15 protein-coding genes and 1 pseudogene are annotated in these 18,649 nt (G+C 72.7%); 8 read left to right on the top strand and 8 right to left on the bottom strand.

Annotated features, from left to right (window positions below):
- Nucleotides 1–14 precede the first annotated feature (14 nt).
- From ACO229_RS09070 to ACO229_RS09055, 4 genes are all read left to right on the top strand, one after another.
- Nucleotides 15–2,924 (top strand): hybrid sensor histidine kinase/response regulator, encoded by a 2,910-nt coding sequence (locus ACO229_RS09070; protein WP_423464633.1) that lies wholly within the window; start codon nucleotides 15–17, stop codon nucleotides 2,922–2,924.
- Nucleotides 2,921–3,463: a pyruvoyl-dependent arginine decarboxylase gene (locus tag ACO229_RS09065; RefSeq protein ID WP_423464631.1), complete on the top strand. Its 543-nt coding sequence runs from the start codon at nucleotides 2,921–2,923 to the stop codon at nucleotides 3,461–3,463. Before ACO229_RS09070 ends, ACO229_RS09065 begins: the two co-directional genes overlap by 4 nt.
- Complete coding sequence (locus ACO229_RS09060; protein WP_397430288.1) at nucleotides 3,453–3,995, top strand: hypothetical protein; 543 nt, start codon at nucleotides 3,453–3,455, stop codon at nucleotides 3,993–3,995. Before ACO229_RS09065 ends, ACO229_RS09060 begins: the two co-directional genes overlap by 11 nt.
- 121 nt (nucleotides 3,996–4,116) lie before the next feature.
- Nucleotides 4,117–5,433, top strand: coding sequence for a sensor histidine kinase (locus tag ACO229_RS09055; protein ID WP_423464629.1), 1,317 nt, complete (start codon nucleotides 4,117–4,119; stop codon nucleotides 5,431–5,433).
- Nucleotides 5,434–5,443: 10 nt separating this feature from the next.
- Here the strand turns inward: ACO229_RS09055 and ACO229_RS09050 are convergent, their stop codons facing one another.
- Entirely contained in the window at nucleotides 5,444–6,475 is a 1,032-nt protein-coding gene (locus ACO229_RS09050; RefSeq protein WP_397430290.1) for a tyrosine-type recombinase/integrase, read from the bottom strand.
- 202 nt (nucleotides 6,476–6,677) lie between these two features.
- Between ACO229_RS09050 and ACO229_RS09045 the strand changes: the two genes are divergently transcribed.
- Both ACO229_RS09045 and ACO229_RS09040 read left to right on the top strand, forming a co-directional pair.
- Nucleotides 6,678–7,577: an LLM class flavin-dependent oxidoreductase gene (locus tag ACO229_RS09045; RefSeq protein ID WP_423464627.1), complete on the top strand. Its 900-nt coding sequence runs from the start codon at nucleotides 6,678–6,680 to the stop codon at nucleotides 7,575–7,577.
- A gap of 46 nt (nucleotides 7,578–7,623) precedes the next feature.
- Complete coding sequence (locus ACO229_RS09040; RefSeq protein WP_423464626.1) at nucleotides 7,624–8,670, top strand: alcohol dehydrogenase catalytic domain-containing protein; 1,047 nt, start codon at nucleotides 7,624–7,626, stop codon at nucleotides 8,668–8,670.
- A 602-nt stretch (nucleotides 8,671–9,272) separates the two neighbouring features.
- Here ACO229_RS09040 and ACO229_RS09035 read toward each other — a convergent pair.
- The 4 genes and pseudogenes from ACO229_RS09035 to ACO229_RS09020 form a co-directional block, all read right to left on the bottom strand.
- A pseudogene (locus ACO229_RS09035) lies at nucleotides 9,273–9,428 on the bottom strand (TOPRIM nucleotidyl transferase/hydrolase domain-containing protein); the annotation flags it as partial.
- A gap of 830 nt (nucleotides 9,429–10,258) precedes the next feature.
- Nucleotides 10,259–10,654 carry a nuclear transport factor 2 family protein gene (locus tag ACO229_RS09030; RefSeq protein ID WP_423464625.1) on the bottom strand — a complete coding sequence of 132 codons (396 nt, stop codon included), beginning with the start codon at nucleotides 10,652–10,654 and terminating at the stop codon, nucleotides 10,259–10,261.
- Between the two features lie 13 nt (nucleotides 10,655–10,667).
- Nucleotides 10,668–11,051, bottom strand: a complete 384-nt coding sequence (locus tag ACO229_RS09025; RefSeq protein WP_397430293.1) for an MmcQ/YjbR family DNA-binding protein — start codon at nucleotides 11,049–11,051, stop codon at nucleotides 10,668–10,670.
- Between the two features lie 94 nt (nucleotides 11,052–11,145).
- On the bottom strand, nucleotides 11,146–11,805 hold the full coding sequence (locus ACO229_RS09020) for a DNA-binding response regulator (RefSeq protein ID WP_397417391.1): 660 nt from the start codon (nucleotides 11,803–11,805) through the stop codon (nucleotides 11,146–11,148).
- Nucleotides 11,806–11,901: 96 nt separating this feature from the next.
- Between ACO229_RS09020 and ACO229_RS09015 the strand changes: the two genes are divergently transcribed.
- The gene (locus ACO229_RS09015; protein WP_397417394.1) at nucleotides 11,902–12,861 is read left to right on the top strand and encodes an oxidoreductase; all 960 of its coding nucleotides are present in this window, start codon (nucleotides 11,902–11,904) and stop codon (nucleotides 12,859–12,861) included.
- A gap of 106 nt (nucleotides 12,862–12,967) precedes the next feature.
- Here the strand turns inward: ACO229_RS09015 and ACO229_RS09010 are convergent, their stop codons facing one another.
- Together ACO229_RS09010 and ACO229_RS09005 are read right to left on the bottom strand one after the other, a co-directional pair.
- A complete protein-coding gene (locus ACO229_RS09010; RefSeq protein WP_397430294.1) occupies nucleotides 12,968–14,053 on the bottom strand; it encodes a fatty acid desaturase family protein in 1,086 nt (361 codons plus the stop codon).
- A 61-nt stretch (nucleotides 14,054–14,114) separates the two neighbouring features.
- Nucleotides 14,115–15,425 (bottom strand): sensor histidine kinase, encoded by a 1,311-nt coding sequence (locus ACO229_RS09005; protein WP_423464624.1) that lies wholly within the window; start codon nucleotides 15,423–15,425, stop codon nucleotides 14,115–14,117.
- A gap of 80 nt (nucleotides 15,426–15,505) precedes the next feature.
- Here ACO229_RS09005 and ACO229_RS09000 point away from each other — a divergent pair, with 80 nt between their 5' ends.
- Nucleotides 15,506–16,186 (top strand): response regulator, encoded by a 681-nt coding sequence (locus tag ACO229_RS09000; RefSeq protein ID WP_423464622.1) that lies wholly within the window; start codon nucleotides 15,506–15,508, stop codon nucleotides 16,184–16,186.
- An 8-nt stretch (nucleotides 16,187–16,194) separates the two neighbouring features.
- Here ACO229_RS09000 and ACO229_RS08995 read toward each other — a convergent pair whose 3' ends face one another.
- Nucleotides 16,195–18,642, bottom strand: a complete 2,448-nt coding sequence (locus tag ACO229_RS08995) for an ATP-binding cassette domain-containing protein (RefSeq protein WP_423464621.1) — start codon at nucleotides 18,640–18,642, stop codon at nucleotides 16,195–16,197.
- Nucleotides 18,643–18,649 lie beyond the last annotated feature (7 nt).

Genomic DNA, 18,649 nt, shown 5'->3' with positions numbered 1-18,649 from the left:
CCTACTCTCGCCGTATGGGGTCGCCGCGCTCCGCGCAGGGGTCACGGGAGAGCTTCGTCCGCTGGTGCTGGGTCGGCGGCACGGCGCTCCTGCTGTTCGTCGTGGCGCTGGCCGGGCCGCTGGAGCAGTCCGTGCGCCAGCAGATCTCGATGGTGGCGCTCGCGGCCGCCGGTGTCGTCACGGCGGTGAGCTGCGGTTGGCGTGCGGTGCAGTCCAGGGGGCGCCGGCGTCGTGCCTGGGGTGCGCTGTCCCTGGGTGGTGTGGTGGGGCTGGCCGGGAACGTGTACTCCGGGCTGGCGGGCGACCCGGAGACGGGTGACGCCGTCTACATCGCGGCGCTGCTGTTCGGGGTGGTGGGGCTGTCGCTGTTCCCTGCGGTGCGGCCGCGCGGCCAGGACCTGGTGCGGATGCTCCTGGACAGCGTGGTGGTGGGCGGTTCGGTGCTGTACATCGCGCTGTTCGCCGTGGCGCTCGACCCGGTCGCGCAGGCCACGCAGCCGGCGTTCACGGCGTATGCGCTGCCCGTGGTGGACGCGCTGCTGGCCACGCTCGCTGTGCAGGTGCTGACGCGGTCCAGTGCCGCCGAACGGGTGCCGCTGGTGCTGGTGGGTGGCGGGTTCGTGCTGTACACGGTGGCGGACGTGGCGTTCGCTCTGCTGTCGGCGACGGACGGGTTCACGTTCGGCAGCCCGGTCGATGCCGGGTGGGTGGGCGGTTACCTCGCCATCGCCCTGGCCGCGCGCCATCCGGCGGCCTCCGGTGCCCCGGTCGTGACCCGGTCCGGGGAGGGGACTCCCGTGCTGGGCACGGTGGTCACGTTCTGCCTGTTCCTGGCCGCTGCGCTGACCCGCGTGACCCAGGCGCAGGGTGGTGCGGGCCTGCCGTGGGTGGCGAACGCGCTGTGGGTCGCGGTGCTCGTGGCGGTCGTGGTGCGGCAGATCCTGGTGGTGGTGGACAACGAGTCCCTGCGGCACGGGCTGGAGCGGCGGGTGCGGGAACGCACCGCGCAGCTGCGCTCGCTGGCCAGCGAGCGGGAGCGGACGCTGGAGTCCGTGGCCGACGGGATCTACGGGGTGGACCTGCAGGGCAGGGTGACGTTCGTGAACGCGGCCGCGGCGCACACGCTCGGTGCGCCCGCCGGTGAGCTGGTGGGCCGCGACGCGCACGCCACCTTCCACGCCCCGGCGCAGGACGGCACCCGGCTGCCCGCGGACAACTGCTACATCACCGAGGCGGTGCGCGACGGCATCACGGTCACGGCCGAGCAGGACGTCTACCTGCGCCTGGACGGCAAGGAGGTGCCCGTCGAGGTGACGGCCAGCCCGTTGCGCGACGACGGCCGGATCCGCGGCGCGGTCGTCGCGTTCCGTGACGTGACCGAACGACGCGAGATGGAGAACATCAAGGACGAGTTCGTGTCCGTGGTGAGCCACGAGCTGCGCACCCCGCTGACCGCCATCCGCGGTGCGCTCGGCCTCCTGGACGGTGGAGCGTTCCACGACGCGCCCGAACAGGCCGCACGCATGGTCCACATCGCCCTGGGCAGCAGCGAGCGCCTCGCGCGGCTCGTGGACGACATCCTGGACGTGGAGCGCCTGGACGCCGGCACGACACAGCTCGAGCTGGCCGACCACCCGGTCGGCGAGCTGGTGGCCGCCGCGGTGGACCAGGTCTCGGTCCTGGCCGACGAGGCCGGCGTCACCCTGGCACCGCAGCACAGCACGGAGGTCGTCCGTGCGGACGCCGAGCGCATCGTGCAGACCTTGACCAACCTGCTGGGCAACGCGGTGAAGTTCTCCCCGCCGGGCAGCACCGTGCGCGTCACGAGCGTGCCCGTGGGGGACTTCGTCGAGCTGCGTGTCGAGGACGAGGGACGCGGCATCCCGCCCGACAAGCTGGAGGCCGTCTTCCGGCGGTTCGAGCAGATCGACGCCTCGACGACGCGTGAGCGGGGTGGCTCCGGGCTCGGGCTGCCGATCGCGCGCAGCATCGTGGAGCTGCACGGCGGGCGGTTGTGGGCCGTCAGCGAGGGCGAGGGGCACGGATCCAGCTTCCGGTTCACGCTGCGCCGCGCCGCACCGGAGACGGGCCGGGCCCCTGAGCCCCGGCAGCAGGGCGTCCAGGCACCGACCCGGGTGCTGGTCGCCGACGACGACCCGGACGTCGTGGAGGTGCTCCGCGCGGTCCTGGAGGCACGCGGGTACGACGTCGTGGGCGTCACCGACGGGCAGGCCGTGCTCGACGTCATCGACGACGAGCATCCCGACGTGCTCGTCCTGGACCTCGCGATGCCGGGCACGAGCGGCGCCGAGGTGCTCAACCGGCTGCGACGGTCCGCGGCCACGGCCGGGGTGCCGGTCGTGGTGGTGTCCGGGACGCGGCCGGGCGACGTGCTGGAGACCGCGGCGCTCGCGGACGACTGGCTCGTCAAGCCCGTGGACCCCGCACGCCTGATCGAGACCGTCCGGGACGTCATCCGCCGCCAGCCGCACCACAGCCGGATCCTCGTGGTCGAGGACGACGACGACCTGCGCAGCGTGGTGGCGACCGTCCTGGAGAACGGGGGTCTCGCCGTCCGGCAGGCGCGCTCGGTGGAGGAGGCCAGGGGAGCGCTGGCGCACGGCGCCGACCCGGACCTCGTGGTCCTGGACCTCACCGTGTCCGGCGGGGGCGGGCGGGAGCTGGTGGCCGACCTGCGGCGTGACGGGCGGCTGCGCCGGGTGCCGCTGGTCGTCTACTCGGGTGCCGAGGTCGGCACGCAGGAACGGAAGGACCTCCAGCTGGGCCGTACCGTGTTCCTGACCAAGGGGCAGGCGGCGCCCGACGCCGTGCTGCGTTCCGTGCTGGACCTGCTGGACGCCGCGGCCGGGCGCACCGGTGGGCTCGGCGAGTCCGGCGATCTCCCGTCCTCGAGGACACCATGACTGACCCACTGACTGACCGACTGACCGATCCGCGGCCCGACCCACTGGTCATCCGTGTCAGTGCCGGGACCGGCACCGGGCGCACCACCCTGGCCGCGTTCGACGCCGCCCTGGCGAGCGCGGGCGTGAGCGACTTCAACCTCATCCGGCTCAGCTCGATCATCCCGCCCGGCAGCCGCGTCCAGGAGGTGGACGGGCCGGGACAGCTGCGCGGCGGGCACGGGGACGCCCTGTACTGCGTGTACGCCCGGGCGCACGCCTCTTTGCCCGGGCACGACGCCTGGGCGGGCATCGCCTGGTCCCGGCACGACGACGGCGACGGGGCCGGCCTGTTCGTCGAGCACGAGGGCCCCTCGCGCGAGCAGGTCTCCGCAGACCTCACGCACAGCCTGGAGGACCTGTCCGCCACCCGCGGCGGCACCTACCGGCCCCAGGGGCGGCGCATCGTGGGCATCACGTGCCGGACGCTGCCCGTGTGCGCCGTGGTGGTCGCGACCTACCGCAGCGTCGGCTGGGGGGTGCCGGGCCATGGACGCTGACGTCGTCCTGCGCGAGACGGTCTCCGGCGCGGTCGCGGACCGGTTCTGGGCCCTGTACCTGGAGGCCTTCGAGCCGCTGCGCACCCGCGCCGCCGCCCGGCACGTGCTGCACCGCCAGGAGTTCGACGCCGAGATGACCGACCCGCGCGTGACCAAGCTGCTGGCCCGGGACGAGCACGGCGAGGCGGTCGGGCTGACCACGCTCGCGACCGACCTCGCCGCCGTGCCCTGGGTGAGCCCGGAGTTCTTCGCCGCCCGCTACCCCGAGCACGCCGCCCGCGGCGCAGTCTGGTACGTCGGGTTCACGCTCGTGCACCCGCACCGCCGGTCCACCCGCACCTTCATGGACATGATCGACACCCTGGTCGCCCACCTCGCCGAGCACCGCGTGGTGTGCGCCTACGACGTGTCCCGGTTCAACGACGAGTCGCTGCGGTTCGCCGACCACCTGCGCCGCCACCTGGAACGCACCGGAGACGTGACCGTGGAGAACGTGGACCAGCAGACGTACTACGCCTCCACGTTCCACTGACACCCGCATGACACCGGTATGACACCCGTACGACGACGGGCGCGGCACGGGGTTCCTGCCTACCGTCGGAACTAGGCGGGGCGGCCTGGGGCAGGGGCCGTCACCGAGCGGAGGAGGGCTCGTGGACCGGTTCCTGGCACCCGAGGCGGTAGGACTGCGGCAGGTGCCGTTCACGGTCCTGTACGCGATCACATGGCTGCTCACCTTCCTCGTGCCGGGCGGACCGGTCCAGGCAGGGGCCGCCACCTGGTTCGGCATGTGGCTCGGCCTGCTGCTCGTCCTGGCCGTGCAGAACGCCGGCGTACTGATCCCGTGGGCCCGCGTCGCCGACACGTGGCAGTCCGTGCTGCCACTGGCGCAGATGGGCGCCCTGGTGGCCCTGCAGGACGGCTCCGGCGCCGCCGTCACCGCCGCGGACGCGCTGCTCGTACTGCCCGCAGCCACCCTGGGACTGCGCGGGTCATGGTCCGCCGTGGTGCTGGCCGTCGCCGCCGCGACCGGCGTCCAGGTCGCCACGGCGCTCGCGGCACCCGAGGCCGCCGTCGACCTGCTCGTGCCCCGGACCGTGGTGATGCCTCTGGTCGCCCTCGTGGTGGCCCTGGGCAGTGCGGGAGTGGCACGGCTGGTACGGGACCGCCAGGCACAACCCGCCGGGCAGACGCAGTACGACCTGATCGCGATGCTCAGTCACGAGCTGCGCTCGCCCCTGACCTCGGTGCTCGGGTACGCACAGCTCCTGGACACGGACACGCTCACGCCTGAGCAGCACCGGTACGTGGGCGTGATCGAGCGCAACGGGCGGCGGTTGCTGCACCTGACCGACGAGCTCATGGTCAGCGCCCGCTTCGCGGCAGGGCAGCTCGACGTGCACCCCAGGGACGTGGACCTGGCCCGGGTCGTACGGGCCCGCGCCGAGGAGCTCGGCCCCGCGGTCGACGCCGCCGGGCTGACGCTCACCGTGACGACACCGGACACCACCACGGATCTGCGCACGGACCCGGACGCGCACCCAGGCACGGACCCGGCCACGGTGCCGGGCGACCCGGAGCTCCTGGCGCAGATGGTCGACACCCTGGTGAGCCACGCCCTCCGGCACACACCACGCGGCGGCGCCGTCACGCTGCGCGTCGACGTCCAGGACGACCACGGTCCCGGCGGGCCCAGGCCACCGACCGGGGCCACGGACGGCCCGGCGGGCCGCCGGGTCCTGCTCGAGGTGTCCGACACCGGCACCGGCCTGCACCCCGACGAGCTCGCACGACTCACCACCCGCCCTCACGGGCCCGACGGCGCCCCCCGCCGGCCCCGTGAGATCGCCCTCGGGCTTCCCGTCGCCCAGGCCATCGTCGACGCCCACGGCGGCACCCTCGACGTACAGAGCACCGCGGGGGAGGGGACCAGGGTCACGGTGACCCTGCCCTCGTCCGCACCCCGCTGAGCGCGCCCCCTCACTCCATCGCGCCCGCCAGCGGGTGCGACCGGATCGCCGCCGCCAGCTCACCCTCGATCCGGTCCAGGTACACACCGGTCGTGGCGATCGACGCGTGCCCCAGCAGCTCCGCCACCACCTTCACGTCCCACCCGTCGGCCACCAGCAGCGTCGCCGTGGTGTGCCGCAGCGCGTGCGGCGTCGCCTCGCGCTGGTACGGCGCAGGCATGCGGCGCACCGCCCGCGCCAGCAGCGCCCGGATCGCCTGGGTGTCGATCCGGCGGCCACGCCACGACAGCAGCAGGGCACGCTGCGCGTCCTCGTCCTGCGGCCGCTTGGCCGCCAGCGACGGGCGCAGACCCGACAGGTAGTCCTCCAACGCCCTGGACAGCGGCGGCGACAGCGTCACCGTGCGCGTACTGCCACCCTTGCCGCGGATCCGCCACGTCGCCCGCCCCGGCTCCCGCGCCACGTCGTCCAGGTCAGCGCGCGCCAGCTCCGAGACCCGCGGACCCAGCACCAGCAGCAGCGCCACCACCAACCGGTCCCGCAGCACCAGATCCTGGTCCGTCCGCGCCGGCGCCTCCGTCGGCGCGACCGCCAGCAGGCTCCGCGCCGCCCCCGCCGACAACGCCGTCCGCGCCGTGCGCAACGTGCCCCGCACCTTCGCCGGGGGAGCCGCCCACTGCATCGGGTCCGCCTGCACCCAGCACTCCCGCGCCGCGTACGCGAAGAACCGGGTCACCGACTGCCGGAACCGGTTCACCGTCGCCGTGCTGCGCCCCGGACCCGGCTTACGGCCCGGATCCGTGTACCGGGCGTCCGGCGCCGACTGGTACCGCACCAGCACCGTGTCCACGTCAGCACCCGTCACGTCGTCCAGGACCCGCTCCCGGCCCGCCAACCGCCCGAACTCCGTCACGTCACGCGTATAGCTGCGCGCCGTCGCAGGAGACAGGACACCACGGATCGTCTCGACCTCCACCGCCGCCAGATAACGGCGCACGGCTTCGTCGACAGTGATGCGCTCAAGGCGCGGAGGAGCGACCATGACCGCCACCCTAAGCGCCACCACTGACACTCCCGATATGCCGGAATGCGCCCCTGACCTGCGACAAGACCCACCCCCACCACACCGGCCCCGGCACACCCGCAACCCACCCCGCGAACACCGATTCGCCTGCCACCGAATGTCCTTGCCCCACCCGCCGGCGCACAGTTGCCTGAAGAACGCACCCAGGACGGAGACCACCATGAGCACCCCACCGTTCCGCTTCGGCATCGTCGCCACCCACGCACCCACCGGAACCGCCTGGCCCGACACCGCCCGCCACATCGAGCACCTCGGCTACGACACCCTCGTCATGCCCGACAGCATCGCCCACGGCCTGTCCGTCGTCCCCCTCCTCGCCGCCGCAGCCACCGCCACCACCCACCTCCACCTCGGCACCTACGTCCTGGCCAACGACTTCCGCCACCCCGTCCACGTCGCCAGGGACGCCGCCACCCTCAGCCACCTGTCCGGCGGACGCTTCGAGCTCGGCATCGGCGCCGGCCACGGCGGCACCGCACCCGACAACGCCATGCTCGGACAACCCCTCGACCCCGCCGCCGTCCGCGTCGCCCGCCTCACCCAGTCCGTCGACATCATCCGCCGCCTCCTGGACGGCGAGACCGTCACCACCCACGGACCGCACTACACCACCACCGACGCCACCATCACGCCCCACGGGCCCGACCTGCCCCGCGTCCCCCTCCTCATCGGCGCCGGCGGACCCCGCATGCTCACCCTCGCCGCCCAGCACGCCGACACCATCGCCCTCGGCATCCCCCTCGACGCCGACACCACCACCGCCACCCGCCTCGTCCAGCACGTCCACGACGCCACCACCACCCGCACCCTGCCCCGACCCCCCGAGCTCAACATCAACCTCATGGCCGTCGGCGACGCCGTACCCCGCTACCTCGCCACCACCATCGACCCGACGGCGCTCGCGGCCTCCGGAGCCGTGTCCGTCGTGACCGGTTCACCGGCCCGGATGGCCGACCAGCTCCGCGAACGCCGCGAGCGTCTGGGCATCTCGTACGTGGTGGTGGGGCAGGAGCTGATGGAGGCGTTCGACCCGGTGCGGCAGATCCTGGCAGGGGAGTAGGGGCACCTGCCGGACACGGTGCGGGTGCCCGTGGTTGAATCCGCGGGTGCGCGCCATCCAGTTCGACGAGTTCCACGGTCCCGTCCAGGTCCGCGAGGTCCCTGACCCCGTCGCGCCCGACGGCGGTGTCGTCGTCCGAGTGCACGCCACCGGCCTGTGCCTCAGCGACTGGCACGCCTGGTCCGGGCACGACGCCGACATCACCACCCTGCCGCACGTCCCCGGGCACGAGCTCGCCGGCACCGTCGCGCAGGTGGGCGCGGGCGTCACGCGCTGGCACGTGGGGGACCGGGTCACCGTGCCGTTCGTCAGCGGCTGCGGCACCTGCCATTGGTGCCGCACGGGGCAGGCCCAGGTCTGCCCCGACCAGACCCAGCCCGGCTTCACCCACTGGGGCTCCTACGCCGAGCTCGTCGTCCTGCACGCCGCCGACGCCAACCTCGTCGCCGTCCCGGACGACATCACGCTCGAGACCGCCGCGAGCCTCGGGTGCCGGTTCGCCACCGCCTACCGCGCCGTGGCCGGACGCGCCCAGGTCCGGGCAGGGGAGTGGGCAGTCGTGGTGGGCGCCGGTGGCGTCGGGCTCAGCGCCGTCATGATCGCCGTGGCCCGCGGCGCCCACGTCGTGGCCGTCGACCGCACCCCGGCCGCCCTGGACGCCGCACGCCGCGCCGGCGCCACGCACACCGTCCTCGCCGACGGGCTCGACGTACCCACCGTGGTGCACCAGCTCACCGGCGGGGGTGCGCACGTCGCCGTCGACGCCGTAGGCAGCGAGCAGACCTGCGCCGACGCGATCACGAGCCTGCGCCGCCGCGGCCGACACGTCCAGGTAGGGCTCTTCGCCCCGGTCGACGGCGGCCCGCGCGTTCCGATGGGCCGCGTCATCGCCTGGGAGCTCGACGTGCTCGGCAGCCACGGCATGGCCGCCGCCGACTACCCCGAGATGCTCGGCCTCGTGTCGTCCGGGGCGCTGCGCCCGCAGGACCTGCTGGGCCGGGTGGTCGGCATGGCCGAGGCCGCCGAGCTGGTCCCGGCCATGGACTCCGCCCCGCGCGCCGGGATGGTCGTGCTGGACCCGCGACGCCCCTGAAGCCCCTGAGCGACGCCGTCACCCACCGCCCGCCGCAGGACCGCGTCCAGCGGCTCCGGCACCCGGTCCAGGGGGAGCACCTCCACCAGGCGGCGCGCATACCGCTCCTTGCGGCCGCTCCGGCTCCCGAGGAACCGGTGCAGCACCCGCGTGGTGGACCACCCCTGCTGGGCCGGCTGACGCCGCAGCCGCTCGAAGCTGCCCAGCTCACCCTCCGACCCGATCAGCGCCAGGAACCGCTCGGTGCCCACGGCCCGGAGCAGCTCGTCCTCCAGGTCACGCTCGCACCGGAAGAAACCGGCGCTCGCCAGGGGAGCGGCGCTCGCGGACGGACGCAGGCCGGCGCGGTCGAGGCCGTTGACGACGAAGCGCTCCTCGGCGGCGTCGTACAGGCCGCACAGGCGTACCGTCCGGGCCGGGCCGGTGGGGGGTGGGGTTGTGTGCTCGACAGCGGGGAGTCGCTCGCCAGCGGGGGGTCCCTCACCGGGGGACCGGTGTCCTTCTGCGAGGTCGGTGCCGGGTGCACGGAGCCGGGTGCTGCTGTGCGGATCGGTGATCTCCGGGGCGGCGACCTCCGGATCGGCGACCTCTGCCAGGGCCGCGAGGTAGTGGCCGATGTTCGTGATGCCACCCATGGCGATGATCTGCACGCCGAGGTCCGGCAGGGGGAGCGCCCGGCGTGCGGCGAGAGCGTCGATCGCCGCACGGTCGCTGTCGCCCTCCACGAGCACCACGGTGCGCGTGGACGCCGCGAGCATGCCGTCGAGGTTCATCGTCTCCGGATCGTATGTCCCGGACGCCGCCGATCGCCGCTCGTTTTCGGTGCGCTGCCGCCCCAGTATGCTGAGGTTTGCATAGGTTTGTGTTGCGCTATACACAATCCTTTAGAGCAGTGGTCACGACCTGGTGCGGAAGAGGGCGGGGAAGGGTGACCACTCCAGAACGGCCCGGCGTGCAACCGGGGCCAACCACGAAGACGCGCCAGTCCCGTTCGGCGATCCACACGGCCACGGCGGGCTGATTCGGTCATCCGCACGGTGACGCCGGAGGGGTTTCGGTCATCCGCACCGGTAGCAACGGCGAGCTCGGTCGAATGCGCCGGTGATGACAGCGCGTTCGGTCCGATGCATCGGTGGCGACAGTGTGTTCGGTCCGATGTCCTGAGATCGGTCGTGCGATGGGCCGATCTCAGGACATCGGACCGAACACAGGCTCCGGCGTCGTGCAATGGACCGAACGGCCGAAAGGCTCTTCGGCGGCCCGTGGCGCTGCGGGCAACGTGCCGGCTCACGCGGCAGCCCGCCACGTTGCGGTCAGCAAATTTGCGCAGCGATCTCAGGGCTTGCGAGAGAGCTCGGTGCGAAGCGGTGCGTGGGGACTCTGAGCGCGAAGGTATGAACCCGGCCGCCTGCACCGCGGGGCAGAGGCAAGACACCCCTGCATCGCCGTCGAAATGACATAATGTGCATTATCGGTTCTGCTGCTGAAGACCGGAAACACAAGCACCGGGTGCAGAATCTGGCCTGAACCACTTGCCACGACGCAGCTACGCGGACGCAGCTACGCGGACGCAGCTACGCGGACGCAGTCACACGGCAGAACCACGGGACGGCGCGATCGGCCATTCCTCGAACGCCGCGCAGCGTCCGGCGCCGTCGAACGTGAGCAGCCACAGATCGCGCCAGCTCCCGTCAGGAGCCTCGTACTCCACGGCGACCCGTACCACCGCCGTCGGACCGTCGACCGCGACCACCTCGCTGGTCATCGTGAACGCCTCGTCCGGGCCGTCGCGGTGCGCGTCCCAGAACTCCCGCAGCGCCGGCAGCCCCACGATCGGTTCCGCCCACGGCGACGTCAGGTACGAGGCGTCGGCGCTGAACAGGTCGGCCAGACGCTCCGTGCCGGGCGTGCGCCACAGCCGCTCGTAGTCGCGCACCCAGTTCTGCACCAGGGTGCGATCCACCGTTCCGCCTGAGTGCGTCATGACACGACACTACTCATCCGGCATCCCGGATGCCCGGCCGGTCGACCTGCTCCGCCAGGTGCTGCGGTGCCTGGATGCAGTACGAATCGGTGAGCAGCTCGGTCAGCTCCTCCCAGTCCGTGGCCTCGTCCAGCACCAGTCCGACGACGTTGCTTCCCCAGTCCGCCTTGAAGTACTGCGGGCCCAGGTGCTGGAACGCCTCGACCTCGTCGGGTTCGGCGCGGAACGTGATCCGGACCAGGCCGTCCTCTCCCCCGAACACGTGTGCGACCGTCGCTCCCCGCGTCTTCCATGCGACACCCGTCCAGGCGTCGTGCTCCTTGCACTCCGGCAGGTGTTCGAGGATCGCGGCGAGCCGGAGGACGGTGTCGGTCGGTACGGGGGCGCGTTCGGTCACGGCAGGAGTCTCGCACCCGCCACTGACACGCCCCGCTCCCCCGCCCAGGCCCTACCGACGCCCGCCCCGGCCCGACGCCCGCCCCGGCCCGACGTCAGACCAGCCCAAGCTCCCGGGCCCTCACGCCCGCCTGGAACCTGGAGCCGGCACCGAGCGCCTCCATCAGCTCCGCGACCCGACGGCGGTAGGTGCGCACGCCCAGCCCGAGCATGCGAGCGGCCGTCTCGTCCTTGACGCCCTGGCCGAGCAGGTCCAGCACCTGGGGCGCGATCCGGCGGATGTCGGCGATCCGCGCGTCGTAGACCGCCAGGTCGGTGGCCGAGCGCCACGCCGCCTCGAACAGCGAGGTGACGCCCTGCACGGTCTCGGGCTGGGTGATCACGCTGTAGCTGCGCTGCCCTGCGGTGAGGTCGCCGGCGATGATCACCAGCCGGCGGTCGAGGATGATCGTCTCGTTGATCTCCTCGGTGGTGATCCGGATCTGCGCACCGTGCCGGTCCCGGTCGCGGGCCAGACCTCGGGCCGCGAAGGCGTCCAGCAGCAGGGCGGAACGGTAGACCTTGCGGATCTTCACGTCGCCGGGCCGGCGGTGCCGGACCAGGTGGGCGAGCTCCTCCGACGTCTGGGCGGCCGCCCACGTCGCGAGGTCGTTGGCGGCACACGACACCTCGGTGGCGGTCGCGAACAGGTGCATGGTGCGCTCCATGAGCTCCTGCTCCCCGCGCACGATGGTCACGGCCTGGCCCGTCTGCATGACCACGATCCTCCCTCCTGCCGCTCCCCCGTGCCAAGGACGGCAACAACCTGCCATCGTGCCGGGACCCGCGGCAGACGGCGTGACGCTGGACGCATGACGACAACACCCACCGACCCGACCACCACCACGACCCCCGACGCCGCCGCAGCCGGCACCTGGCAGCTCGGCGACCGGACGGTCCACCGCATCGGCCTCGGCGCCATGCGGCTCATGGGCATGCCCTGGGACCCGCCGCGGCCGCGCGCGGACTCGATCGCCGTGCTGCGCCGGGCCGTGGAGCTCGGCGTGAACCACATCGACACCGCCGCGTTCTACTTCACGCCCGGCCGCTCCGCCAACGAGCTGATCAGCACCGCTCTGCAGCCCTACGGCGACGACCTGGTCATCACCACCAAGGTGGGCCCGGCCCGGTCCCGGGACGGCGGGTTCGAACCGATGGCCCGCCCCGACCAGCTGCGCGGCCAGGTCGAGGAGAACCTGCGCCAGCTCGGGCGTGACCACCTCGACGTGGTCAACCTGCGCTGGGGCACCGGGCACGAGCAGGACCGGGAGTCGGTGGCCGAGCACTTCGGTGCCCTCGCCGAGCTGCGCGACGCCGGTCTGATCCGGCACCTCGGCATCTCGAACGTGCTGCCGGAGCAGCTCACCGAGGCGCTGACGGTGGCGCCTGTCGTGTGCGTGCAGAACCAGTACGGCCTGACCAACCGGTCCGCCGACGAGCTGCTCGCGCTCTGCGGGGAGCACGGCATCGCGTTCGTGCCGTTCTTCGCGGTCGCGGGTGCGGCGCCCAGCCCGTCCGGCTCCGCACCGGCAGACGGCGCGCCGTCCGACAGCGCCCCGACAGGCGACGCCGAGCTGGCCACGGTCGCGAAGGCCCACGGCGTCACCCCGGCGCAGGTCCGCCTCGCCTGGACCCTGCACCGCGGCCCGCACGTGCTGGCCATCCCCGGGACCGGCAGCGTCGCCCACCTGGAGCAGAACGTCGCCGCGGGCGCCCTGCGCCTCACGCAGGACGAGCTCGCCCTCCTGGACGCGGTCGTACCGGCCGCGTGACGACGCACGTCGGCGGCGTCGCGCCTCGGTGGTTCCGGGGTGCGACGCCGCCGACGGCGTCCCGGCGCTCACCGCGAGCGCCGTCGTCCGGGTGCTGGGGGTGGGGTCAGCGGTACTGCGCGACGATGGGGCAGTCCATGGGGTCGGCGTGCCCGAGGCCGACGCGGTTGAGGTAGTCGACGATGATCCCGTAGGACTCGAGCAGTCCGGTCTCGGTGTAGGGGATGTCGTGCTCGGCGCAGAAGTCCTGGACGATGGGGCGTGCGTGGCGCAGGTTGACGCTGGGCATGCGGGGGAAGACGTGGTGCTCGACCTGGTAGTTGAGGCCGCCCATGGCCCACTCGACGAACCGGCCGCCGCGGATGTTGCGTGAGGTGAGGACCTGGCGGCGCAGGAAGTCGATCTTGAGGTCCTTGGGCAGCAGGGGCATGCCCTTGTGGTTGGGGGCGAAGGTGGCGCCCATGTAGGTGCCGAACACGGCGAGCTGGACGGCGAGGAACGCGGTGCCGAGGGCGGGGCCGAGCGTGAGGAGCACGAGGGCGGGGAACCCGATGAGGCGGATGCCGAGCAGGACCGCCTCGGCGCCGCGGTGCTTGATCCCGGGGACGGTGGCGAGGGTCTGGACCGAGTTGGCGTGCAGCACGGGGCCGAACAGGGTCAGCATGGGGAAGAACAGCCAGCCCTGGCGGCGGGTGACCCAGCCGAGGATGCCGGTGCGGCCCTGCTCCTGGCCCGGGACGAACACGAGTGCGCCGGTGGCGATGTCGCCGTCCTTGCCGATCACGTTGGGGTGGCCGTGGTGGCGGTTGTGCTTGCGGTTCCACCAGCCGATGGAGAGGCCGACGACGAGGTTGCCGACGATGCGGGAGAACCACTCGTTGCGGCGGCCGGAGGCGAAGATCTGCATGTGCCCGCCGTCGTGGGCGAGGAACGCGCCCTGGGTGAACACGATGCCGAACAGGGCGGCCACGGCGAGCTGCCACCAGGTGTGGCCCAGGGTGAGCAGCAGGGTGAACGCGAGTGCCAGTGCGGCGGCGACGAGTGTGGTGCGGCCGACGTACCAGCCGACGCGGCGGCCCATGAGGCCTGCGGCGTTGGCTCGTTCGACGAGGTCGAAGTAGTCGTTGGTCTGCGCGTTGCGGGCGGTGCGGCGTTGTCGGGCCGCCCGCGGCGGGGCCTCGGTCGTCGTCATGGCGTCAACCTAGGAACGGGGTCGTGGGTGTGGCGTCCCCCGTGGGAGCCATTCGGACCCCCTACGTGAGTAGTGGGTCGTCGTCCTGGGTGACGGGGAGGGTGGCGGTGAGCTCGAAGCCGCCGTCGGGCGTGGGGCCGGTGGTGACGGTGCCGCCGAGGGCGGCGGCGCGTTCGCGGATGCCGGCCAGGCCGAGGCGGGCGCCGGGGGTGGGTTCGTCGTGGCGGGCGGGGGCGGTGTTGGTGACGTTGACGAGGAGGTCGTGGGCGTCGTCGGAGAGGGTGATGGTGACGGCGGCGGTGGATCCGGGGGCGTGGCGCAGGGCGTTGCTGAGGGCTTCCTGGACGGCGCGGAAGGCGGTGAGGCCGACGGCTTCGGGGACCTCTGCGGTGGTGCCGGTGTAGGTGATCTCGATGCCGGAGGCGCGGGTGGACTCGATGAGGTCGGCGACGTCGGCGAGTCCGGGCAGGGGTGCGGTGGGGGCGGTGTCGTGGCCGCGGAGGATGCCGAGGAGGCCGCGCATCTCGGCCAGGGCGCGGCGGGAGGAGGTGGCGATCTCCTCGAACTCCTGCTGGACGGCGGGTTCGAGGCCGGGTTGGCGGTAGCGGGCGGTGGTGGCCTGGACGGTGATGACGGACATGCTGTGGGCCACGACGTCGTGCAGCTCGCGGGCGATGCGGTTGCGTTCCTCGAGCTCGCGGCGGCGGGTGGTCTCGGCGGCGCTGAGGCGTTCGGCCTGTTCCATGCGGACGATGCTGAGGATCCACAGGCGCATGAGGACGCCGACCAGGGCGATGCCGCCGCTGAGGGAGACCAGGACGACGCCGTTGGCGACGCCGCCCTGGGCGAGGTGGTGGGACAGGGCCGCGGGTGTCAGGACGGTGAGCAGGGCGCCGGCGAGCCAGAGGGAGGCGGCCCAGTACCAGGGGTGGCGCAGGGCCAGCACGAGCACGGTGAGGCAGTGCGTGAGCAGCACGGTCACGGGCCAGGGCCACGGCCAGGCGGGGCCGGCGTGGGAGGTGACGATCATGAGCGGCAGGGCTGCTGCGACGGAGGCGCCGAGGCCGGCCCAGGGCCAGCGGACGGCGAGGATCGCGGCGGCGCAGTGCAGCAGGGTGAGGCTCATGGCCGCGGCGGGGTGCGTGTCGTAGCCGGTGGCGGTCACGGGCCAGCCGACGGCGGCGAGGGCGACGGCGGCGACGATGACCACGGTCCAGAGCCAGACCACCTCTCGGCGGGCGATGGAGGACGCGGTCAGGTCGAGCCGGGCCAGGGAGCGCAGGGAGCGCAGCCGGGGTCGGCGAGCGCCGCGGGCGGGTGCGGTGCCCGGCGCGGTGCCCGCTGTCGCGGGTGCGGTGTGTGGGTGGTCCATCACCGGCAGGTTATGCCCTGGGGTGGGTGTGTCGCGTCACCCGTGAGAGCGAAGTCGGGGGTGTCGGCTAGGTTGGGTGGGTGCCGCTCTCCGACGCCGAACCGATCCGTGTGCTGGTGGTCGACGACCAGTCGATGATCCGTGCGGGGTTCGCGGCGCTCCTTGAGGCGCACGAGGGCATCACGGTGGTGGGGACGGCGGACGACGGCGTGGGGATCGCCGAGGTGGTGCGGCGCACGCGGCCGGACGTGGTGCTGATGGACATCCGGATGCCGAAGGTGAACGGTCTGGACGCGACGCGCACGATCATGAGGATGCCGGGTACGGGGCCCAAGGTGATCATCCTGACGACGTTCGACGCGGACGAGTACGTGTTCTCGGCGTTGCGGGCGGGGGCGAGCGGGTTCCTGCTGAAGGACTCGCCGCCGGAGGAGCTGACGCATGCGGTGCGGGTGGTGGCCGCGGGTGAGGCGTTGCTGTCGCCGAAGATCACGCGGGCGCTGATCGCGGACTACGCGGCGCGTCCGATGCGGCCTTCCGCGCCGGACGCCACGCTGGGGGCGTTGACGGACCGGGAGCTGGACGTGATGCGGTTGGTGGCGGGCGGGCGGTCGAACGCGGAGATCGCCACGGAGCTGTTCCTGGCGGAGCAGACCGTCAAGACGCACGTGTCCCGCATCCTGAGCAAGCTCGGGCTGCGGGACCGGACGCAGATGGTGGTGTGCGCGTACGAGTCGGGTCTGGTGCGTGCCGGGGGCTGACGGACGGCCTACTGCTGGACGTACTGTGCCAGGTGCTCCCCCGTGACGGTGGACCGCTGGGCGACCAGGTCGGCGGGCGTGCCCTCGAACACGACCTGCCCGCCGTCGTGGCCGGCGCCGGGTCCGAGGTCGATGAGCCAGTCGGCGTGGGCCATGACCGCTTGGTGGTGCTCGATCACGACGACGGACTTGCCGTGCTCGACGAGCCGGTCGAGCAGCGCGAGCAGGTTCTCGACGTCGGCGAGGTGGAGGCCGGCGGTCGGCTCGTCCAGGACGTAGACGCCGCCGGGTTCGCCGAGGTAGGTCGCGAGCTTGAGGCGTTGCCGCTCGCCGCCGGACAGGGTGGTCAGGGGTTGTCCGATCGTGAGGTAGCCGAGGCCGACGTCGGACAGGCGCTGCAGGATCTTGTGCGCGGCCGGGGTGCGGGCGGGGCCGCTGCCGAAGAACTCCTCGGCCTCGGTGACCGACATGCCCAGGACCTCGGCGATGTTGCGGCCGGTCTCGCCGTCGCCGAGCCGGTACTCCAGGACGGCGGCCTGGAACCGCTTGCCCTCGCACTCCTCGCAGGTGGTGGCGACGGTGTCCATGAAGCCGAGCTGGGTGTAGACGACGCCGTTGCCGTTGCAGGTGGGGCAGGCGCCCTCGGAGTTGGCGCTGAACAGGGCGGGCTTGACGCCGTTGGCCTTGGCGAACGCCTTGCGGACCGGATCCAGGAGCCCGGTGTAGGTGGCGGGGTTGGAGCGCCGGGAGCCCTTGATCGCGGACTGGTCCACGATGACGACGCCGTCACGGCCCGCGAGGCTGCCGTGGATCAGGGAGCTCTTGCCGGAGCCTGCGACACCGGTGACGACGCACAGCACGCCGAGGGGCACGTCGACGTCGACGTCGCGCAGGTTGTGGGTGCTCGCGCCCCGGATCTCCAGCGTGCCCGTGGGTGTACGGGTCTCGTCCTTGAGGCGGGCGCGGTCGCCCAGGTGCCGCCCGGTGAGGGTGTCGCTGGTGCGCAGGTCGGCCACGGTGCCCTCGAAGCAGATGGTGCCGCCGGCGCTGCCGGCGCCGGGCCCCAGGTCGACCACGTGGTCGGCGATCGCGATGGTCTCGGGCTTGTGCTCGACGACGAGCACGGTGTTGCCCTTGTCGCGCAGCTGCCGCAGCAGGTCGTTCATGCGCCGGATGTCGTGGGGGTGCAGGCCGATGGTGGGCTCGTCGAACACGTAGGTGACGTCCGTCAGCGCGGAGCCGAGGTGGCTGATCAGCTTGGTGCGCTGCGCCTCTCCCCCGGACAGCGTGCCCGACGGCCGGTCCAGGGACAGGTAGCCCAGACCGATCTCGACGAACTTGTCCAGCAGGTTGCCCAGGTTGCTCAGCAGCGGCGCCACGGACGGCTCGTCCAGGCCGTGCACCCACGCGGCCAGGTCGCTGATCTGCATGGCGCACGCGTCGGCGATGCTGATGCCGCGGATCTTCGAGGCGCGGGCGCTCGCGGCCAGGCGGGTGCCGTCGCACTCCGGGCAGGTGATGAACGTGACGGCCCGGTCCACGAACGCGCGCAAATGGGGCTGGAGGGCGTCGCGGTCCTTGGTGAGCATCGAGCGGCGCACCTGCGGCACCAGTCCCTCGTAGGTGAGGTTGGCGCCGCCGATCTTGCGCTTGGTCGCGTCCCGGTAGAGGAAGTCGTGCCGTTCGGTGTCGGTGTAGTCGCGGATCGGCTTGTCGCCGTCGAGGTACCCGGACTCGGTGAAGAACCGCACCGACCAGCCGCCCGCCTTGTAGCCGGGCACGGTGATGGCGCCCTCGTTGAGCGACTTGTCCTCGTCGACCAGCTCGGCGAGATCGATGTCGGAGACGGTGCCGCGGCCCTCGCACCGCGGGCACATCCCGCCGTGGTAGAGCGCCTCGCGCACGATCTGCTTCTCACCGGTGGCCGACGTCATCACGCCGGAGGCCGTCCGGGCGGGCACGTTGAACGAGTAGGCGACCGCGGGGCCCGCCGACGGTGTGCCGAGACGGCTGAACAGCACGCGCAGCAGCGCGTTCGTGTCCGTCACGGTGCCCAGGGTGGAGCGCGGGTTGGCCCCCAGCCGCTCCTGGTCGACGACGATGGCCGTGGTCAGCCCCTCCAGCAGGTCGACGTCGGGCCGGGACAGCGACGGCATCATGCCCTGCACGAACGCGCTGTAGGTCTCGTTGATCATCCGCTGCGACTCGGCGGCGATGGTGGCGAACACCAGCGAGCTCTTGCCGGATCCGGACACGCCGGTGAACACCGTCAGGCGGCGCTTGGGCACCCGGAGGCTGACGTCGCGCAGGTTGTTCTCCCGTGCGCCGTGCACGGCGATCGTGTCGTGCCGGTCGGCCGGGTGGACGGCGTCGGGCGTACCGGTCGCGGAGGCGGTGCCCGGCGTCGTGCCAGGAGTCGTGCCAGGAGTCGTGGTGGTGGTGCTGGCTGCGTTCATGCTGGAC

This window comes from Promicromonospora sp. MS192 (assembly GCF_049532985.1).
Taxonomy (GTDB): Bacteria; Actinomycetota; Actinomycetes; order Actinomycetales; family Cellulomonadaceae; genus Promicromonospora.
Note: the sequence above shows the minus strand (reverse complement) of the source record. Positions and strands in the feature narration are given on the sequence as shown.